At 70.2% G+C, this 18,898-nt stretch carries 16 protein-coding genes; 8 read left to right on the top strand and 8 right to left on the bottom strand.

The genetic code is table 11. The annotated features are described in order from the left end of the window. The first annotated feature begins 34 nt into the window (after positions 1 to 34). Complete coding sequence (locus ACLQ28_RS02925; protein WP_425684611.1) at positions 35 to 1,165, top strand: PP2C family protein-serine/threonine phosphatase; 1,131 nt, start codon at positions 35 to 37, stop codon at positions 1,163 to 1,165. 17 nt (positions 1,166 to 1,182) lie between these two features. On the opposite strand, the gene ACLQ28_RS02920 is transcribed toward ACLQ28_RS02925, so the two are convergent. From ACLQ28_RS02920 to ACLQ28_RS02890, 7 genes are all read right to left on the bottom strand, one after another. After that, entirely contained in the window at positions 1,183 to 2,664 is a 1,482-nt protein-coding gene (locus ACLQ28_RS02920; protein WP_425684610.1) for a sugar transferase, read from the bottom strand. 212 nt (positions 2,665 to 2,876) lie between these two features. Further along, positions 2,877 to 4,634 (bottom strand): substrate-binding domain-containing protein, encoded by a 1,758-nt coding sequence (locus ACLQ28_RS02915; protein WP_425684609.1) that lies wholly within the window; start codon positions 4,632 to 4,634, stop codon positions 2,877 to 2,879. A 157-nt stretch (positions 4,635 to 4,791) separates the two neighbouring features. Further along, complete coding sequence (locus ACLQ28_RS02910) at positions 4,792 to 5,829, bottom strand: lactonase family protein (protein ID WP_425684608.1); 1,038 nt, start codon at positions 5,827 to 5,829, stop codon at positions 4,792 to 4,794. An 87-nt stretch (positions 5,830 to 5,916) separates the two neighbouring features. Further along, positions 5,917 to 6,519: a GTP-binding protein gene (locus ACLQ28_RS02905; RefSeq protein WP_425684607.1), complete on the bottom strand. Its 603-nt coding sequence runs from the start codon at positions 6,517 to 6,519 to the stop codon at positions 5,917 to 5,919. Continuing rightward, complete coding sequence (locus ACLQ28_RS02900; RefSeq protein ID WP_425684769.1) at positions 6,500 to 6,889, bottom strand: DUF742 domain-containing protein; 390 nt, start codon at positions 6,887 to 6,889, stop codon at positions 6,500 to 6,502. Before ACLQ28_RS02900 ends, ACLQ28_RS02905 begins: the two co-directional genes overlap by 20 nt. After that, positions 6,879 to 7,301 carry a roadblock/LC7 domain-containing protein gene (locus ACLQ28_RS02895; RefSeq protein ID WP_425684606.1) on the bottom strand — a complete coding sequence of 141 codons (423 nt, stop codon included), beginning with the start codon at positions 7,299 to 7,301 and terminating at the stop codon, positions 6,879 to 6,881. The genes ACLQ28_RS02900 and ACLQ28_RS02895 overlap by 11 nt, the downstream gene beginning before the upstream one ends. A 12-nt stretch (positions 7,302 to 7,313) precedes the next feature. Next, positions 7,314 to 9,746 carry a sensor histidine kinase gene (locus tag ACLQ28_RS02890; RefSeq protein WP_425684605.1) on the bottom strand — a complete coding sequence of 811 codons (2,433 nt, stop codon included), beginning with the start codon at positions 9,744 to 9,746 and terminating at the stop codon, positions 7,314 to 7,316. A 338-nt stretch (positions 9,747 to 10,084) separates the two neighbouring features. Here ACLQ28_RS02890 and ACLQ28_RS02885 point away from each other — a divergent pair, with 338 nt between their 5' ends. The 5 genes from ACLQ28_RS02885 (at position 10,085) to ACLQ28_RS02865 (ending at position 14,309) form a co-directional block, all read left to right on the top strand. Continuing rightward, complete coding sequence (locus tag ACLQ28_RS02885) at positions 10,085 to 10,678, top strand: hypothetical protein (RefSeq protein ID WP_425684604.1); 594 nt, start codon at positions 10,085 to 10,087, stop codon at positions 10,676 to 10,678. An 11-nt stretch (positions 10,679 to 10,689) separates the two neighbouring features. Then, a complete protein-coding gene (locus tag ACLQ28_RS02880; RefSeq protein WP_425684603.1) occupies positions 10,690 to 11,610 on the top strand; it encodes a hypothetical protein in 921 nt (306 codons plus the stop codon). Positions 11,611 to 11,855: 245 nt separating this feature from the next. After that, a complete protein-coding gene (locus ACLQ28_RS02875) occupies positions 11,856 to 13,514 on the top strand; it encodes a sodium:solute symporter family protein (protein ID WP_425684768.1) in 1,659 nt (552 codons plus the stop codon). Positions 13,515 to 13,530: 16 nt separating this feature from the next. After that, positions 13,531 to 13,839 (top strand): hypothetical protein, encoded by a 309-nt coding sequence (locus tag ACLQ28_RS02870; RefSeq protein WP_425684602.1) that lies wholly within the window; start codon positions 13,531 to 13,533, stop codon positions 13,837 to 13,839. 83 nt (positions 13,840 to 13,922) lie between these two features. Next, a complete protein-coding gene (locus tag ACLQ28_RS02865) occupies positions 13,923 to 14,309 on the top strand; it encodes a hypothetical protein (RefSeq protein ID WP_110561586.1) in 387 nt (128 codons plus the stop codon). A 118-nt stretch (positions 14,310 to 14,427) separates the two neighbouring features. Here the strand turns inward: ACLQ28_RS02865 and ACLQ28_RS02860 are convergent, their stop codons facing one another. Further along, the gene (locus ACLQ28_RS02860; protein WP_425684601.1) at positions 14,428 to 16,233 is read right to left on the bottom strand and encodes a glycoside hydrolase family 6 protein; all 1,806 of its coding nucleotides are present in this window, start codon (positions 16,231 to 16,233) and stop codon (positions 14,428 to 14,430) included. 621 nt (positions 16,234 to 16,854) lie between these two features. Here ACLQ28_RS02860 and ACLQ28_RS02855 point away from each other — a divergent pair. Continuing rightward, positions 16,855 to 18,189, top strand: a complete 1,335-nt coding sequence (locus ACLQ28_RS02855; protein WP_425684600.1) for a hypothetical protein — start codon at positions 16,855 to 16,857, stop codon at positions 18,187 to 18,189. Between the two features lies 1 nt (position 18,190). Beyond that, the gene (locus tag ACLQ28_RS02850) at positions 18,191 to 18,895 is read left to right on the top strand and encodes a class F sortase (RefSeq protein ID WP_425684599.1); all 705 of its coding nucleotides are present in this window, start codon (positions 18,191 to 18,193) and stop codon (positions 18,893 to 18,895) included. The last annotated feature ends 3 nt before the right edge of the window (positions 18,896 to 18,898 follow it).

Here is an 18,898-nt window from a genome sequence, read left to right as displayed (position 1 = left end):
CACTGGTCGGCGAGCTTTGAGCAAGGGAGTGACGATGAGCGAACCGGTCAATCAGGCACGACGTGCCCTGAACGAGACACCAGCCGACCGGCTCGTCGGCGGTGTCGGGGATGTGCTCGTCCGGTCGTACGGAATCAACGACGTCGAGCTGTACCAGGTCGACTACCGGCTCTCGGAGCTCCTGCCGCTCACCGAGGGTGATCCGATCACGAGCCCCGGGCACCCTGCCTGGCGCGCCTTCGACCACCAGTCGCCGATACTCGCCGACGGCACCGCCTGGTTCCCGGTCACCATGCGTGGCGAGCGGCGAGGCGTGCTGTGCCTGTCGCCCGTGCCGGACGACCGGGAGGTCCTCGTCGCGTTGGCCGAGATCGCCACCGCGCTTGCCCACGAGTTGGCGGCGGTCTCCGCCGGCACCGACGTCTACCGGGCCGCACGGCGCGCCCAGCGCCTCACTCTGGCCGCGGAGATGCAGTGGGACCTGCTCCCCGGCCGCAGCCGGATCCGACCCTCGTTCAGCCTGGCCGGGCAGTTGGAGCCGGCGTACGCGGTACGCGGCGGCAGCTTCGACTGGTCCGACGACGGGCAGCGACTCTGGCTGTCCACCATCAACGGCACCGGTGAGGGTGTCGCCGCCTCCCTGCTCACCTCGTTGGCCACCCACGCGCTGCGCAACGCCCGCCGGGCCGGGCTGAGCCTGGCCGACCAGACCGCCCTTGCCGACCAGGCCCTCTACGACCTGTACCGGGGCGAGCAGCACCTCCCCGCGTTGCTGATGGAGCTGGACCTGCGTTCCGGGGTGATGACCGTGGTCGACGCCGGCTCACCCCGGCTGGTCCTGCTGCGCGGCGGGGACGTCATCGAGCAGCCCCTGGAGGCGCAGTTCCCGCTCGGCATGTTCGAGGCAACCGACTACCACGAGCAGAAGTTCCCCCTGGAGCGCGGCGACCGGATCTTCGTCGTCAGTGACGGGGTGTTGGAGGCCACCGGGCAGCACACGCGCTACGGCGAAACGGCACTGGACCGGTTCCTGCGGCGAACCGGACCGATGGCGCCACTGGACGCCGTCCGGTCCCTGATCGGTGATCTGCGTGCATTCGTGGCCGGCGACCTGGTCAACGACGCGGTGGTCGTCTGCCTGGACTGGACCGGCCCACAACCGTGACCGGCAGTGGTCGGTAGTCAGTAGGCTCCGCGGCCGTTCAGGACCGCACCGAAGGTTTTCCAGAGGATGGAGAGGTCGGCGGCGAGGGACCAGTTTTCCACGTAGTAGAGATCGAGCCGGATGCCGTCCTCCCAACTCAGGTCGGAGCGGCCACTGACCTGCCACAGGCCGGTCATGCCAGGCTTGACCAGCAGCCGCCGGGCCACGTCGCCGTCGTAGCGGGCCACTTCCGAGGGCAGCGGCGGGCGGGGCCCGACCAGGCTCATCTGACCCAACAGCACGTTGACCAGCTGCGGCAGCTCGTCCAGCGACCACTTGCGCAGCAGCCGGCCGACGCGAGTGACCCGGGGGTCCTGGCGCATCTTGAACATCAGACCGTCGGTCTCGTTGCGCACGGTCAGCTCGGCGAGCAGCGCGTCGGCGTTTACCACCATGGTGCGGAACTTGAACACGCCGAACTCCTCACCGCCCCGGCCGACGCGGACCTGTCGGAACAGCACCGGGCCCCGGCTGTCCAGTTTGATGGCCAGGGCGATCAACGCGATCAGCGGCAGCAGCAGCGCCAGCGCCAGCGACGAGGCGGACCTGTCCACGAGCCCTTTCACCAGCTTGCGCGCGCCGCGGAACTCGGGTGCCTCGACGTGGATCAGCGGCAGGCCGGCAACCGGGCGGGTGTGGATCCGTGGGCCGGCAACGTCGGTCAGCGCGGGTGCCACGACCAGGTCGACGCCGGTCCCCTCCAACTGCCAGCCGAGACGACGCAGCCGGGTCGCGGTCAGCTCGCCGGAGGCGGTCACCGCGACAGTGTCCGCGCCGATCGCGGTGGCGGCCTCCGGGATGCCCCGGAACGACCCCACCACCGGAACGTCGCCCAGCCGCTGCGCCACCGGCGCGAGCAGCGCGTCCGGGATGCACGCGCCAACGACCTGGTAACCGGCGTACGGCTCGCGGCGCAGCGTCTGCACCAACTCCAACACGTGAGCGTTGTCGCCGACCACCAGCACCCGGCGGGACCAGCCGCCACCCAGCCGCCGGGCTCGATGCAGGCGCTTGCGGGCGGCGAACCGCACCATCTCCAGCCCGACGGTGCCCACCGCGAAGGAGACGCCCAGGAAGCCCCGGGACACGCCGAGGTCGGCGACGTAGCCGATGATGGCTACCGCACCGGCCAGGCGCAGGCTTGCGGAGCTGACCCGCCGGTACTCGTCCGCCCCATAGCCGATCACCCGGTCGTTGTAACAGCCGAGCGCCTTGAGCGAGATCAGCCAGGCCAGCGCCAACGCGGGGGCCATCAGCACGTACGGGATCTCCGAGGCGGTCGGCTCGCCGTCACCGAAGCGGGCGACGTATCCGATCAGCAGCGCGATGATGAGAATGGTGGTGTCCAGCACCACCAGAACCCGAACGTATGATCGTTCGTCGGCGCGCTCCACCAGCCCGGCACGGCGGCCGGTCGGCTCCGTCGACGTGGCGGGGGTCAACAGTGTCGCCGCGGTCACCGGCCCTCCCACTCTTTACAGGATGGCCCCGGTCAACGGGTCGGACCGGAGGCGGACCGACTATGCCGGCACAGTCGACATCCTGCCCCGACAACCATGGCAGCCGATTGCTTCGGACGTATTGCCGTCAGTTTTTCTTCGACCTGGCCGCCAAAAAGGGCCTGCCGTACCGGATCGCCGGTACGGCAGGCCCTTGACGTCTGAGCGTCGACTCAGCGAGGTGCTGGCGGACGCCGTGCGATGGCACTGAGGAAGATGCTGCCGATCTCGCTCGGGTCCTTGGTGACGAAGACGTCGCCACCGGTCGCCTTCGTGATCGACTCCAGCTCGGCCTTGCTGACGCCCTCGCCGATGCCGATCATGATGACCTGGACCGGCCGATCCGGGTCGGCGATCTGCTTGAGCTTGGCGAGCAACTGCTGCTGGTTGAGGCCGCTGTCGTCCTCGTTCTCACCATCGGTGAACAGCACAATCGAGTTGACCCGGCCGGGTTGCCAATCCTCCTGCACCGCCTGGTACGCGGCCAGCACGGTGTCGTAGAGGCCGGTGTCGCCACTGGAGGGCGTGACGGTGTCGAGCGCCGCCTCCAGTTGGGCCCGTTGGCCGGAGAGCGGCCCGATGCCGACCAGCTGTTTGTAGTCGAGGTTGCCGACCAGCTTGGTGGAGAAGGTCCACAGGCCGATCGACCAGGAGTCGTCGAAGAGGCCGAGGCCACGGCGGGCCGCTTCCACGGTGACCTCCTCCCGGCTGCGATTGTTGGCGCTGGGAACCTTTTCCTTCATCGAGCCGGAGACGTCAACGACGGCCAGCATCCGACCGGGCTGGGTGGCGATCGACCAGCTGGAGACGACCCGCTGGATGGCAGCCGGGTCGAGGCCACCCGCGGCGGCGCCGCCGGTCGCCGGTGCGGTCGGTGCGCCACCCGACGGGCTCGGGGCACCCTGCGGCGCCTTGAAGCCGTCGCCCCAGTTGCCGTCCGGTGCACGCAGCGACTGCGCAGCGAGCCGGTCGCGGAAGGTGGGGCCGGTGAGCAGCTCGAACAGCACCCGGGCCGCCGACGCCTTGCTCGGCTCGATGCCGGGCAGCACCGCGTACGGGTAATCCAACGGCATCGGTGCCGGCTCCATGTAGAGCGCGGCGAGCGGCACCGGCGGTTCCTTGCTGTTGTACGCGATCACGTCTTCTTCGGACAGCGCCGCCGCGCCGAGACCGCTGGCGATGGACGTCGCGTCCTTGGAGGTCGGGAAGCGGGCCAGCAGGTCGTTGCGCAGCGAGGAACGCCCGGTGGCCAGTGCCCGGAGCGCACCAACGGTGTTGCGCTGGGTGTTGCCGCCGGCGGCGCTGGCTGCCGAGGTCAACGAGAGCAGGCCGGACAGCCCGGCCGCGTCACGGGTCGGCTCGACGATCCCGGTGCGCAGAGGCGCGCTCGGGTTGTTGACCTGATTGAGCAGGCCGGTCCAGGTGAACTTCTTGTCCGGCCAGCCCAAGCGGGTGGCGGTCGGCTCGGGCATCGCGACGACGATGGGGCTACGCGCGATGGACGCGCCGTTGGTCGGAGCGAACGCGGTGGCGTCCTTCTTCAACCGCAGCAGCCAGGTCGAGGAGTCGGGCACCCAGACGTCGGGGCTGACGGCGGTGCCACTGGCCTGCCCCACGCCAGCCAGGACAGCGCCGTGCTTGGCCGCCACCACGGCGGCCACGTCGACCGGGTCGGACGCGGAAACGTCGACCCGGATGCAGGTGGGGCCTACCGCAGCGCCGTCCTTGACCCACTGGGACGCGGCCGCGTCGACCGCGGGCGCAAGCTCGGCGGCGACCGCAACATCGAGCCGGATCTCCCCGGAGCAGCTGGGCTGGATCAACTCCCGATAGCCGAACCACACACCGGTCGTGACGACGAGCACCGTCGCCGTCGCGGCGGCGGCTACTAGGTGGAGTTTCGAACGCATGCGATGGCGGCCAGCTGACACGGTGACCATCTTGCGTACAAGGTGCCACCTCTGCCACATCCATTCGGCCGAAAGTTACGCAGGAGAAACAGTTGATCACTATTTGGCAACGCGGAGTGATACAGCAGCCTCATGGTGTTGCGAATTCAGCGCTGTCCTCGCGTCTCGACTCCGGGGTTCACGCCAGCACACACGTCGGGCTCGGCACCGGCACCGGCTCTCCGACCGCCTCGGGGACGCCCGTGTCTGCGTCGCGCCGGAAGACCCGCACCATGTCCGCCCGCTCATCGGCGACGTAGATGTGCTCCCCGATGAGCGCGAAGTGCCGTGGCCACCCGCCATCGGTGTCCACTTCGGCCACCAGTTCGGGCAGCTCCCCGGCCAGGGTGAAGACCGCCAGGGTCCCCACCCCACGGTTGGCGACATAGAGGAACCGGCCGTCCGGGCCGACCGCGACCTCCGAGGGCTGGACATGACCGGATCGCTCGCTCGCCTCGACCCGACCGCGCTGGTGCAACGCGCCGTCGTCGGTCAGCTCGTACGCGGTGACCGAGGCGTCCAACTCGCCGACGAGGTAACAGCGCCGTCCGTCCGGGTGGCGGGCCAGGTGCCGGGGCCCGGTGCCGGGCGTCGTGCGGATCCGCGGCGCACGGGGCACCAGTCGCCCGGTCGCGTCGTCCAGGTCGTACCGGTAGACCGAGTCGGTGCCGAGGTCCACCGCGAAGAGCGGCCCCCGACCCACTCCCGGGTTGACCATGTGGGCGTGCGCCTGGTCCTGCCGCTCCGGGTCAGGGCCGTGCCCCTCGTGCACCACCAGGTCGGTGCGCTCTCCGGGCACTCCCTGCTGGTCGAGCGGGAAGACCGCGACGCTGCCGCTGCCGTAGTTGGCCGCCACCAGGTGGCCGCCGTCAGGCAGCACCGCCAGGTGGCAGGGCTCCGCACCGCCGGTCGATCGTCGACCGAGCGGATCCAGCTCGCCGTCCGGCCCGACCCGCCAGGCGCTGATCTCCCCGTCCGTCAGCTCGTTGACCGCGTAGAGCACCGGCTGGGTGGGGTGCCGCGCCAGGAAGGAGGGGGACGGAGTGACCGCCACCGTGCCGAGCGGGGTCAGCGCCCCGGTCGTCGGGTCCCGACGCGCGGCGACGATGCCGCTGCCCCGCCCACCACTCTGCGCGGTGTAACCCCCGATGTGGACGACCTCACCCTGACCACTCACGTCCAACTCCTCCGCCGGCATCCTCCGCTGATCCAACCAGAGGCTGCCCGCATTGCCGGCCCGTTAACCGGCTTTGCGCCCGGGATGTCAGGCCGCCGGCACCGCCTCCCCGCGCTGCCGGGCAACGTGCTCGACCAAGGAGATCAGCACCATCTTTCCGGACTGCCGGTCCCGGGCGTCACAGAGCACCATCGGCACGTCCGGGTCGAGGTCGAGCGCCCGGCGTACGGTCTCCAGGTTGAAACGGCGGGAGTCGTCGAAGCAGTTCACGCCCACCACGAACGGGATGCCACGCTGCTCGAAATAGTCGATGGAGGGGAAACAGTCGGCCAGCCGACGGGTGTCGGCGAGCACCACCGCGCCGAGTGCGCCGAAGGCCAACTCGTCCCAGAGGAACCAGAACCGATCCTGACCCGGGGTGCCGAACAGGTAGACCTGCAGGTCGTCGTTGATGGTGATCCGGCCGAAGTCCATCGCCACCGTGGTGGTCGACTTCCCCTCCACCCCGGAGATGTCGTCGGTGTCGATCCCAGCGCCGGTCAACACCTCCTCGGTCTGCAACGGACGGACCTCGCTCAGGGCGCTCACCAACGTCGTCTTGCCAGCCCCGAAGCCTCCCGCGATGAGGATTTTCAGTGCCAGCGGGATCGTGGTGCTGGTGCTCACCTGGTCATAGCGCACGGAGTCCACTGACCACCGCCTTGAGGATGTCGTCGTCGGGAAGGATGCCGGCGGCCGGCGGCTCGTGCACCGCGACCAGGCCCTCAGCCAGGAGATCACCGAGCAGCACCCGGACCACACCGACCGCGAGGTCCAGCTCGGCCGCCAACTCGGCCACCGACACCGGCCGGAGGGCCAACGCGACCAGCCGTCGGTGCTCCGGGAGCAGGTGCGGATGGCTCGCCGCGTCGACGTCCGAACCGGCCAGCACGAACGCGACCAGGTTGAAACCGTCGACGGCGGAGCGTACCCGGCCTCCGGTGAGGGTGTACGGGCGCACTACCGGGCCGGCGTCGCCGTCCAGCCACTCGTGCTGCGGCCCGGGCGGCTCAGTCCGCAGCACCGGGTCCCACCGACTGCCGGGCCGGCGCGGCAAGGCTCTCCCCCACCCGGATGACCAGCATCGCCATCTCGTACGCGACCAACCCGATGTCCGCGTCCGCGTCGCTCACCACCGCCAGGCAGGCACCCTGTCCGGCGGCGGTGACGAAGAGGTACGCCGCCTCCATTTCCACCACGGTCTGCCGGACCGGGCCGCCGTCCACGTGCCGACTGGCGCCCCGCGCCAGGCTGGAGAAGCCGGCGGCGAGCGCACAGAGGTGCTCTGCGTCGGAGCGCTCCAACTCGGCCGAGCAGCCGAGCAGCAGGCCGTCCGCGGACAGCACCACGGCCTCCCGGGCGGCCGGCACCCGTTGCACCAGCTCGTCGAGCAACCAGTCGAGGCCGGCGCTCTGCTTCGTCGAATGCCGCACTAGGCGTCCCTCTCAGTTGCGGTCGGGGTTTTCGGGGGTCGTCGCCGGGTTGGTAGGGGCCGCCGGGACCGCCGGATCGGTTTGCGCCGCAGGTGCGGCCGGTTTCGCCGGAGCGGCCGGTGCCGCGGGGACCGTTGGGACGGTCGGACCAGTTTGCCCGGCCGGAGCCGTTGGCACGATGACGGTGGCGCGTCCGCGAGCCGTGCCGGCCTGCAGAGCGGCCATCACCCGACGCACCTCCTCAGGAGATCGGGGCGTCGGGGTGTCGCCGACGGTCGACCGGGGCTGAGCTGCGGGGGCGTGGCGTCGCACCCGGCGGGGCAGGCCGTCCAACTCGTCGGCCGGCTCCTCGAAGGACGCCGCATCGCTGAGTTCGATGACCGGCGACGTGCCCGAGGTCCCTGCGCCGCTGGGCGGGGCAGGCGGTGCTGCGACGGCGGGCGGGGCTGTGGGCGGGCGGGTGCGGGGGCGGGGCACGGTGCCCCGGCGAGCCGTCCGGGCCAACCGCCGGCCCGGGTCGGCCGACGCGGCAGGCAGCGTGGCAGGGTCGGGGCCGGCCGGCGGCTCGGCGGTGACCAGGTCGGTGGGGATCAGCACCACGGCGGTCACCCCGCCCTCCCCGGAGGGGCGCAACCGCACCCGTACGCCGTGCCGGGCCGCCAGCCGGGCCACCACGAACAGGCCGAGTCGGGCGCTCTGGACCGGATCGAACTCGGGCGAGCTGGCCAGCCGGGTGTTGGCCGCCTCCAGCGCCGCGTCGGACATGCCCAGCCCCTGATCGGTGATCTCAAGGGCGTACCCGTTGGCCACCTGCGCGCCGGTGACGGTGACCCGGGTGTCCGGCGGGGAGAAGGCGGTGGCGTTCTCGACCAGCTCGGCGAGCAGGTGGATGACATCGCCGACTGCCCGGCCCAGCACGCCGGCCGGCTGGGCGGCAGTGATGTCCACCCGGTCGTACGCCTCGACCTCGGAGATCGCCCCGCGGATCAGGTCGACCATCGCGACCGGGTTTCGCCAACCGCGGCCGGGCGCGGAGCCGGCGAGGATGACCAGGTCCTCGGCGTGCCGGCGGAGCCGGGTTGCCAGGTGGTCGACCTGGAAAAGCTCGGCCAGTTCGTCCGGGTCCTCGGCTCGCCGCTCCATCCGGTCCAGCAGGTGTAGCTGACGGTGCACCAGGCTCTGACTCCGTCGGGCGATGTTGAGGAAGACCTCGTTGAGCCCGCGACGCAGGGTGACCTCGTCCACCGCGGCCTGGACGGCGGTGCGTTGCACCTCGCTGAAGGCACGCCCGACCTCGCCGATCTCGTCGTTGCCGTACTCCAGCGGGGGTGCTTCGCGGGCGACGTCGACCTGTTCGCCGCGACGCAGCCGGGTCACCACGTCCGGCAGGCGGTGTTCGGCCAGCTCAAGCGCGGCGGTGCGGACGCCGCTGAGCCGCCGGACGAGTGTGCGGCCGACCCGCAGCGCCACCAGCACCGAGACCACCACGGCGACGAGCCCGAGCACGCCGGCGGCGGCCAGCCGCACCAGGATGCGGACCGCCATCGGCACTGACCGGTCGGTGAGTCCGTCGGCCTCGGCCAGCTCGAATTCGCGTAACTGCTGTTGCACCGCGTCATGGCTGGCCTGCCAGGCCGCCGCGTCGACCGGCGGCCGGCCGGTCCGGTTGGCCGCGACCAGCGCGTCCTGCATCGTGCGCAGCCGGGTGAACGCTTCGCCCTCGGTCAACCGTTGGTACGCGACTCGGCCGGCCTCGGGCAGGTCGGCCACGGCGCTCTCGGTGAGCCACCGTTGGTTGCCGATGGCCTGCACGAGCTGGGTGTGCTCCCCCTCGGCGAACCGGCCGGAGGTGAGCGCTCCGGCCAGCAGCGCGTCGCTCTGGCCGAGCAGTTCCCGGGAGCGGCCCAACGTGGTGAGCGCCAGTGCCTGCCGGTTGAGGTCCGGGTCGGCCAGGGTCGCCATGCCGGCGAACGCTTGGAAGGCCGCGGAGACCATGCCGCTGTACAGGCCGATCGCGCCGGCCCGGTCCACCTTGCGGTCGTCGATGAATTCCCGGCCGGCCGGCAGTGCCGCCAGGGCGGTGACCAGGTGGTCGACCCGGGTTTCCAGCAGGTCGTCCGCGGCGTCGCGCAGGGCTTCCCCGTCGACCCGGCGGCGCAGCTCGGTGACCGCCCGATCGGTGCGCTCGCGTTGCTCGGTCAGGGCGGGCAGCTCGGCGGTGCCCGCGAGCTGCACCACCGAGAGCCGACGTTCGCGTTGCAACTCGGTGACCACGACCTCGCCGGGGCGACCCAGGTCGTACAGCAGGGTGCGGCCGGAGAGCAGGTTCAGGGCGGGGCCGAAGGTCAGCGTGGTCGCGAAGATCCACAGCGCCAGGAGCGCGGTCACCGGCGCGACGACCAACGCGGTCAGCTTCGAGCGGATCGGCCAGTCGCGGGTTTTCATCAGACCTCGCCCGTACAGGGGTGGCAGGAGGGGCGCCGGCACCGCCGGGCAACGCGCCGGCCGGCTGGGCGCCCGGCGTAACGCCGGGCACCGGCGCGGGCGCCTTGGGCAGGATACGTAATCAAGGGCGGTTGCACTACCGCCTGTCGCGCCGACATCGACGCTCCGAGATGTGCCGTGAACGCTCCGCTGGCGGGCCGGTGGGCATTCGCCGTGCGGCGGGACGGATCCGATGTTTCTGGAATGAGTCCAGTTTTAGCCGGCGGCAAGGAAAGTACCCCGGATCGGGATTGGCGATCAGTGCGCGGAGGGAATACCAGGTAACGAAGGAGGAGCCCATGTCGCCCACGCAGGTAATCGTCATCGTGCTCGTCGTGCTCGTGATCGTCGCGGTGCTGGCCGTGGCCGCCCGGTCGCTCAGCCGCCGTCGCGCGCTGCGCAACCGGTTCGGGCCGGAGTACGACCGGATGGTGGCGGAGCAGGACAGCCGGTCCGCCGCGGAGCGCGAACTGCGCGACCGGGAACGCCGGCACGCCGAGCTCACGCTCACCCCGCTCAGCCCGGAGTCCCGGGCCCGTTACAGCGCCGCCTGGGAGGAACTCCAGGTCCGCTTCATCGACTCGCCCGGCGAGACGGTGGGCGACGCCGACGTTCTGGTCACCCGGCTCATCGAGGAGCAGGGCTACCCGACCGGGGACTTCTCCGACCAGCTCGCCCACCTCTCCGTCGAGCACGCCCGCACGCTGACCAACTACCGCGACGCGCACGACATCCACCTGCGCAACTCCCGGGGCGAGGCCAGCACCGAGGAGCTGCGGCAGGCGGTCGTGCACTACCGGGCGCTCTTCGCCGACCTGCTCGGCGAGGAGCCGGTCGACCACCGTACGCCCGAACAGCGCCACCACCCGGACCACGACGCCACGAGCCGCTGAGGAGGCCACCGATGCGCCAGGAAGAGCAGCAGGTGAGCAACGACCATCCGGAGGCCGTCCGGTCCGCGCCCGTCCCGGTAACGCCCGCCGGCGACCGGACCGGCCGCTCGGACCTTCCTGAGGATGCCCTGGAGGACCGAGGCACCTTCGACGACCAGACCATCGCAGAAGAGCGGACCAACAACACCGAACGGGATGCCGGGTACGACCCGGCCGACGACGAGCGCGCCGACGACTCCGACCCGCGCCATCGGCGGGACGACCGGTCCACCGACGAGGGCGGTTTCAACGAGCCAGGCCCACTCCCGACAGCGTTCGGCGCTACCACGGTGGGCGACGCGGTGGCCGCCTCCGCGCTGGCCAGCCCGCGCCCGCAGGATCAGCCGGACCCCAGGGCCGAGCGGACGGCCCGGCCGGGCGACGGTGCCGAGGACGGCGAGCGCGAAGGTCTGCGGGCCGACCCCACGGCCGAGTTGCACCGTCGGGATGCCGCCCCCGGGACCGACCCGGACGCGGAGGCCGCGGGCGCGACCGGTTACGGCAGCGCGACACCGGAGATGGTCGATCCGGACGCGGACGGCGAGCCGGTCACCGCCGAGGGCGACGGCACGTCGCTGGGAGCCGCCGGAACGTCACGCCCCGCCGGGTCAACTGTCGCGGCCGAGCCGGCCACGCTGCTGGATGCGGACACGGCGCAGGGTTTCCGGGACCGCTGGCGGGACGTGCAGTTGCGCTTCGTCGACGATCCGAATGCCGCCGCCGGCGAGGCGCAGTCGCTGGTGGAGGAGGCGATCCAGGCGCTCGCCTCGGCGTTGGCCGCGCAGAAGAACACGCTGGGCGGGTGGCAGGACGCCGGCTCGACGGACACCGAGCAACTGCGCGTGGCGGTACGCCGGTACCGGGACTTCCTGGACCGCGTACTGGGTCGCTGAGCGACGCACCCCGAGGGCGCCCCGGCCAGTCGGCCGGGGCGTTCCTGCGCTGGGAGATCAGTGGCCCCTGAGCGACGCGACCCCCGACCGACGCGCTGCTGGGCTGCGAGCGATCAACCGAACCCGCCATACCGTCCGAATCCACCCGAAACAGCCCAACCCGCATCGAGGCGTGAAACCGTCCGCACAGGGGTAATAGGGCGCGCGTCAAACCAGTGCGGACGTCGGGACGAGGGGTGACGGAGATGGACGGCGGCGGTCTTCGGCTCAACATGAACGGCCTGGACTATCTGATTCTTGCGCTGTACTTCGTCACGGTCCTCGGGGTCGGCATCGCCGCGCGCCGGGCGATCCGGACCAGCGTCGACTTCTTCCTCTCCGGCCGATCCCTGCCGGCCTGGGTGACCGGTCTCGCCTTCGTCTCGGCGAACCTGGGCGCGTTGGAGATCATCGGCATGGCCGCGAACGGTGCCCAGTACGGCGTCATGACGGTCCACTACTACTGGATCGGCGCGGTGCCGGCGATGGTCTTCCTGGGCATCGTGATGATGCCCTTCTACTACGGCTCGAAGGTCCGCAGCGTGCCGGAGTACCTGCGGTTGCGGTTCAACCGCCCAACCCACCTGCTGAACGCGCTCAGCTTCGCCGTCGCCCAGGTGCTCATCGCCGGCGTCAACCTCTATGCGCTGGCCCTGGTGATGCAGGCGCTGCTCGGCTGGCCGCTCTGGACCGCGGTCGTGGTCGGCGCGGCGATCGTGCTGGCGTACATCACCATCGGTGGTCTGTCCGGGGCGATCTACAACGAGGTGCTCCAGTTCTTCGTCATCCTGGCCGGCCTCATCCCGGTCACCGTGATCGGCCTGGTCAAGGTCGGCGGGGTGAACGGCCTGATGGACGCGGTACGCGACTCCAAACTCGGCGAGGCGGGCCTGCACGCCTGGCAGGACACGGGCAGCACCGCCAACCCGCTGGGCGCGCAGTGGATCGGCATCGTCTTCGGCCTCGGTTTCGTGCTCTCCTTCGGCTACTGGACGACGAACTTCGCCGAGGTGCAGCGGGCGCTGTCGGCGAAGAACATGAGCGCCGCCCGGCGTACGCCGATCATCGCCGCGTACCCGAAGCTGTTCATTCCCCTGGTCACGGTCATTCCCGGCCTGGTCGCCCTGGTCACGGTGAAAGGTCTGGGCGCCCAGAGCGGCGACCTGCAGTACAACAACGCGATCCCGCTGCTCATGCGCGACCTGCTCCCCAACGGCGTGCTCGGGGTGGCGGTCACCGGTCTGCTCGCCTCGTTCATGGCCGGTATGGCAGCCAACGTGAGCGGCTTCAACACCGTCTTCACCTACGACATCTGGCAGGCATACATCCGACCCGGCCGGCCGGACGATTACTACCTCCGGATCGGCCGGTGGGCGACGGTCGCGGCCGTGGTGGTCGGGATCGGCACCGCGTTCATCGCGGCCGGGTTCAGCAACATCATGAACTACATCCAGGCGCTCTTCTCGCTCTTCAACGCGCCGCTGTTCGCCACGTTCATCATCGGCATGTTCTGGAAGCGGATGAGCGCCCTGGCCGGCTTCTGGTCGCTGCTGTTGGGCACCCTGGCGTCGCTGGCGACGTACCTGCTCTACAAGGGCGGTGTGATCGGCTTCAACTCCGACCTGGAGGAGAGCTTCTGGGGTGCCGGCATCGCGTTCGTCACGGTGGCGATCGTCGCCGCGATCCTGACCCCTCTCACCGCTCCCAAGCGCGACGAGGAGCTGCGCGGGCTGGTCTACGGCATGGGCGGCGTCGACCTGAAGGGCGACGTGCTCGCCGGGGACGCCGTCTGGTACCGCTCCCCCGTGCTGCTCGGCGTGATCGCGGTCGCGCTGGCCGCCCTCTTCTACATCCCGGTCTTCTAGGAAAGGGGCTCGGCAGATGAGCAACGACGACCAGCCGGCACAGGACCCGCTGATCGACGAGACGCAGGCGGAGCAGCGCCGCTCCGCCGCCGCCCGGTTGTTCGACATCCGTCGGGTGATCGGTGGCCTCTTCGTGGCGTACGGGATCATCGTGACGTTGATCGGCATCTTCGACAGTGGGGCCGAGATCGACAAGGCCCAGGGTGTCCGGATCAACCTCTGGGCAGGGTTGGTGATGCTCGTCTTCGGCCTGCTCATGCTGCTCTGGCAGTGGCGGCGCCCGGCGGAGCCGCCGGCCCCCAATGAGCAGCAACCCGGCACCTGACCGGTGACCCCTGCTGCATGAGCACGGCACGAGGGGGTACGCGAGGGGCATCAGGCACCGTGTCGGACGCAGGAGGCAACACCATGACCGATCGCGATCGCCAACCGCCGCTGGAGGACAGCCCGGAGGTGGCCTCAGCGGTGGATGATGACATCACCGTGACGCAGCTACGGACCGGCGGTGGCCCCGACCAGGACACCCCGGCCTTCTCCGAGCCCCGCACCCGACCGGACGACCTCGCGCCGGACACCGACGACCTGATCGGCGACCCGTACGCCGCCGGCACCGGGGCGACCGGGACGGGCACCGGCGCGGGCGGGGACAACATCCGCACCGGAGCGGAGCAACCCTGGGAGCCGGAGGACCTGGTGATGGCCCGCGGGCAGGACCTCACCCCGGAGAATCTGGACAAGGCCCGCCGTGACCTGGCCGAGCAGGGCCGGGCGGCGATCGAGCGCACCGTGCCCTGACCGGGCCATGGGGGGTCCCCGACCCGACCTGTGACGGTCGGGCCGGGGACCCGGGGGAACCTGCCGCCGGCAGTGCCTCACCTACTGCCGGCGGCAGGTGGGTGCGGAGGCGATCCGGTCAGAGCGCCGGGTACGCGTTACGCATGAGCTCCTGGAACTGGGCGGAGAACCACGCACCGGAGATCGGCGCGTCCGGCAGCGCACCCGATGGGTTGTTGCCGTTACGGGCGTTACCGCCGTACGTCGGGTCACACATCCGGTCGAAGCCCTTGCCCTCGTTGTTCGGGATCTCCTTGCTGGAGCCGTCCGACTCACCCGGAGGCTTCACCCAGACGTAGGCGTCGATGCCCGTCGCCGGGTTCGCCCGCGGCCGCTCACCGAGACCGGCACCGGCCTGGTTGCACCAGTTGCCGGCGTGGGCCCGGCGGTCGATCCGACCACCGTTGACGTAGGTGTCCACGCTGGTGGTCGCACCCGGGCCGGTGGGCCGGGCGGAGCCGCCCCAGCCGTTGCGGGACGTGTCGATCAGCATGCCGATGTTGGAGTTGAAGCCGACCGAGATCAGCTTGGTACGGAACGCCTGGGCGAAGGACAACTCGTCGACGTAGAAGTTCCAGTCGATCCACTTGGACTGCCGCACCGTCTGGCCGTTCACGTTGTCGGTGACCTTGAAGTACGGCTCCGTGAGCGCCGAGTAGTTCGCGGTGTTGGTGATGAACCCGTGCACGTTGTTGACAGTGCTGCCGGAGGCGACCGCGGCGGTCTTCAGGATGTCGGCGGTCGGGCCGAAGTTCGAGTCCCAGCCGAGCCAGCCGTGGTGGCCGGCGTCGATGTAGTTGTAGACGTTGCCGATCGCGCCCAGCTTGGCCAGGGCGTAGCCGACACCGTTGACATACGCGCCGTTGGCCTTGACCGTGTCGCACATGACCGTGCCGCCCGGCTGACCCGAGGTGTTGGTCACGATGTTCGGCAGCGAGTCGATCTCGATGACGTTGATGATCCGGAGGTTCCGGTACTTCGAGTCGGCCTGGATCGCCGCGATCGGGTCGATGTACTCGGCCTTGTACTTGGGAAGCTCGTTCGGGCCCAGCTCACCGTTGGAGGAGAGCGCGGAGCAGTCCCGGCCGGGCAGGTTGTAGATCACGAACTGGATGTAGCCGGCGCCCTGGCGCAGCGCCTCGTCCAGGTGCTCCCGCACCCCGAACGCGCCGTTCGAACTGCTGTTCGGAGTGCCGTTGATGGCGGCGATCCGGTCCAGCCAGACGGCGGTGGGGTTGTTGGACACCCGGCTTCCACCCGGCTCGGCGTTCGCCTTGGCCTTCCACTCCGGGTTCACGTAACCCGGCACCCCGGCGTACGGGTTGTCGACCTTCTGTCCCGGCGGCGTGGTGGTCGGCGGCACGGTGGTCGGGGGCACGGTGGTCGGCGGCACGGTGGTCGGCGGCACCGTGGTCGGCGGCACCGTGGTCGGCGGCACCGTGGTCGGGTTGGTGGTACCGCCGTTGCAGACGACGCCGTTAAGGGTGAACGAGGTCGGCTTCGGGTTGCTGCCGCTCCAGGCGCCGTTGAAGCCAATGCTCGTCGACGCGCCGGTGGCGAGGTTGCCGTTGTACGACAGGCTGCGCGCGGTCACCTGGCTGCCGGACTGACTGAACTCGGCCGACCAGCCCTGCTGCACCCGCTGGCTGGAGTTGGGGAAGGTCCAGCCCAACGTCCAACCGTTGATCGGGTCACCGAGGTTCTTGATGGTGACGTTCGCGGTGAAGCCGCCGGGCCAGTCGTTGGTCGAGTAGGCGACGTCGCACTGCGTCGCGGCCTGCGCCGCGGTAACCGGGATCGTCACCAACCCGCCGGCGACCAGGACGCCCGCGCCGGCGAGCGCGAGGCCCCGGCGTGGGCCGGATAGCCTTCTCCACACATTCATGCCACTGATCTCCTTGGGCGAGACCGGGCTCGCGTACGGCCCGGCGAGACGGCCCGGTGGGCGTCCTGCACGGACGGCCGCCGGCGCCACGGGATTTTTTTGGGGGGCGCCCGACCCGGACGGGCGATGGTGGTGGTGGTGGTGCACAACCGGCGTGATTGCCGGCCCTCTGGCGGCGGGTTGTCGCCCCGGTAAACCGGGTGCCCTCGACTGCCTGCCTGCGCGGTGTGGCTCCCCGAACCGCGTTCGCCGATTCTCGCATGGGAGCGCTTCCATGGCAATGGCTCGATGCGTTGCGGCGGGGGTCCCCCCCGGATCCGTTTCGGACGATACCTCCGACCGCGCCCGAGCGGCACGTAACGAGACCGCCGCCGCCACTACCGGATGAGCGGGGGTCGCCGGGCACGCCGAACGCAGAACACCGTGCGGCATCCGCAAGCGGCCTGCGGTGCCAGAGACGGCGCTCGGTGCCCCGAAAGCCGCGTAGCACCTCTTCATCTCTTATTTGGATCAAAGGTCAAAACGCGAATCTTTCACTTCATAAGTCATGAAACGGTCTAACGTCGGTCTTAGCTCGGTTGTCGCCGGGCTCAGGACAACAGGGATGGAGTGACGCAGGTCATGGCTAAGAAGATGCTCGGGAAGGTCGTTGCGGGCGCCGCGCTCGGCGGCGCGTCGCTCCTGGTGTTCGCACCGGGGATCGCCTACGCCAACGGCCACGACGACGGCAAGGACCACGACGGCAAGGTCTACGCCAAGCCCCACGTGGTCAAGGCCGGCGACGAGGTCAAGCTCCTCGAGATCTGCCCGGATCGGCAGGAGCACGCATACGTGTGGTCCAAGGTCACCGGCAAGGTCGAGCTCAAGCCGGCGGAAGAAGACCGGGGTGAGGACCGCAAGTGGGGCGAGGAGGAGGACTCCGCCAACCACGACAAGGGCAAGGACGAGAACGGCAAGGACGAGCACGGCAAGGACGACGAGGGCAAGGGCGAAGAGGGCAAGGGCGAAGAGGGCAAGGACCACGAGGGCAAGGGCGAAGGGGGCAAGGGCGAAGAGGGCAAGGACGAGCACGGCAAGGACGACAAGGGCAAGGACGAAGAAGGCAAGGACGACGAGGGCAAGGGCGAAGAAGGCAAGGACGACTCGCAGCCCTACGCCGACGGCGGTCAGGGTGGCGGCGCCGCTGCCGACGCCTACGACGACGAGGACAGCAAGGACTGGAAGGGCGAGGAGCACGCCCAGGACGCGGAGGACAACCGCGACAAGAAGGAGTCGGAGTCCAAGGACGAGGACAAGAAGGACTGGGAGTCCAAGGACGAAGACAAGAAGGACTGGGAGTCCAAGGACGAAGACAAGAAGGACTGGGAGTCCAAGGACGAAGACAAGAAGGAGTGGGAGTCCAAGGACGAAGACAAGAAGGACTGGGAGTCCAAGGACGAAGACAAGTACGGCTCCGACAAGGGCTCGAAGCACGAGGACGAGTACGGCTCCGACAAGGGCTGGGAGTCCAAGGGCCACGGCTCGGACGAGTACGGCTCCGAGGGCCGCGAGTCCAAGGACGAGGACAAGTACGGCTCGGACGAGTACGGCTCGGACAAGGGCTGGGAGTCCAAGGGCCACGGCTCCGACGAATACGGCTCCGAGGGCCGCGAGTCCAAGGACGAGGACAAGTACGGCTCCGACGAGGACCGCTGGGAAGAGGAGCGGGAGTTCGTCTACTACGGCGAGGCCAAGGTCGACAAGGACGCCAAGCCGGGTCGCTACGAGCTCAAGGGCTCGTGCGGCGAGGGCGAGCTCGTCGTGCTGCCGCACGGCGGTGTCGACGGCGGTGACGGTGGCGCCAGCACCGGCACCGACCGTGGCCTGGCCACCAGCGGGGCGGGCCTGCTCGGCGCTGCCGCGCTCGGCGGGATCGTGCTGATGCGTCGTCGGCGGACCGATGGTTCGCTCGTCTGACGTGACGACGACACGGGCCGGCGGCCGTCACGGGAGACCGTGGCGTGCCGCCGGCGCGGCCGTCGTCGTCACCATGGCCATGATCGGTGCCGGCATGATCGGCGCCGCTCTGAAGGACACGCCCGCTCCCCGACCGCCGCAGCCGCTGGCCCAGGCCGGCCCCGAGGTCACCGTGCCGCCGGCCACCGCCACCGACCTCCCGCCGGTCGACGGGCAGCCGGTCGGCCAGGAAAGTGCGCCGGCCGGGCTGGCGCGCTCCGCACCGACCAGCATCGAGATCCCCCGAATCGGTGTCGATGCGACGATCATGTCGTTGGGCACCAATCCGGACGGCACCGTCCAGGTCCCCCCGCTCGATCAGGCCGACCAGGCTGGTTGGTACGAGCCGGGTGCGAGCCCCGGCGAGACGGGCAACGCGGTCATCGTCGGGCACGTGGACTCGGCGAAGCTCGGCCCGGCCGTCTTCTTCGACCTCGGCGCGCTCACCCCCGGCGACACCGTCACCGTGCGTCGGGCCGACGGCCTGGCGGCCACCTTCAAGGTCGACTCGGTGAAGTCGTACCCGAAGACGGCCTTCCCCACCGAGTTGGTGTACGGGCCCAGCGATCGGCCCAGCCTGCGGGTTGTCACCTGCGGTGGTCAGTTCGACGAGACCGCCAAGAGCTACCAGGACAACGTGGTCGTCTTCGCCAGCCTGGTGGGGTGACTC

The sequence above is a fragment of the Micromonospora sp. DT201 genome (assembly GCF_049841575.1).
Taxonomy (GTDB): Bacteria; Actinomycetota; Actinomycetes; order Mycobacteriales; family Micromonosporaceae; genus Micromonospora.
This window is presented reverse-complemented; position numbering and strand designations above follow the sequence as displayed.

Bases quoted from the DNA above. Each gene is read 5' to 3' on its own strand.
- ACLQ28_RS02925 (WP_425684611.1), top strand. From the start codon at position 35: ATGAGCGAACCGGTCAATCAGGCACGACGTGCCCTGAACGAGACACCA.
- ACLQ28_RS02890 (WP_425684605.1), bottom strand. From the start codon at position 9,746: ATGAAAACCCGCGACTGGCCGATCCGCTCGAAGCTGACCGCGTTGGTC.
- ACLQ28_RS02885 (WP_425684604.1), top strand. From the start codon at position 10,085: ATGTCGCCCACGCAGGTAATCGTCATCGTGCTCGTCGTGCTCGTGATC.
- ACLQ28_RS02880 (WP_425684603.1), top strand. From the start codon at position 10,690: ATGCGCCAGGAAGAGCAGCAGGTGAGCAACGACCATCCGGAGGCCGTC.
- ACLQ28_RS02875 (WP_425684768.1), top strand. From the start codon at position 11,856: ATGGACGGCGGCGGTCTTCGGCTCAACATGAACGGCCTGGACTATCTG.
- ACLQ28_RS02870 (WP_425684602.1), top strand. From the start codon at position 13,531: ATGAGCAACGACGACCAGCCGGCACAGGACCCGCTGATCGACGAGACG.
- ACLQ28_RS02865 (WP_110561586.1), top strand. From the start codon at position 13,923: ATGACCGATCGCGATCGCCAACCGCCGCTGGAGGACAGCCCGGAGGTG.
- ACLQ28_RS02860 (WP_425684601.1), bottom strand. From the start codon at position 16,233: ATGAATGTGTGGAGAAGGCTATCCGGCCCACGCCGGGGCCTCGCGCTC.
- ACLQ28_RS02855 (WP_425684600.1), top strand. From the start codon at position 16,855: ATGGCTAAGAAGATGCTCGGGAAGGTCGTTGCGGGCGCCGCGCTCGGC.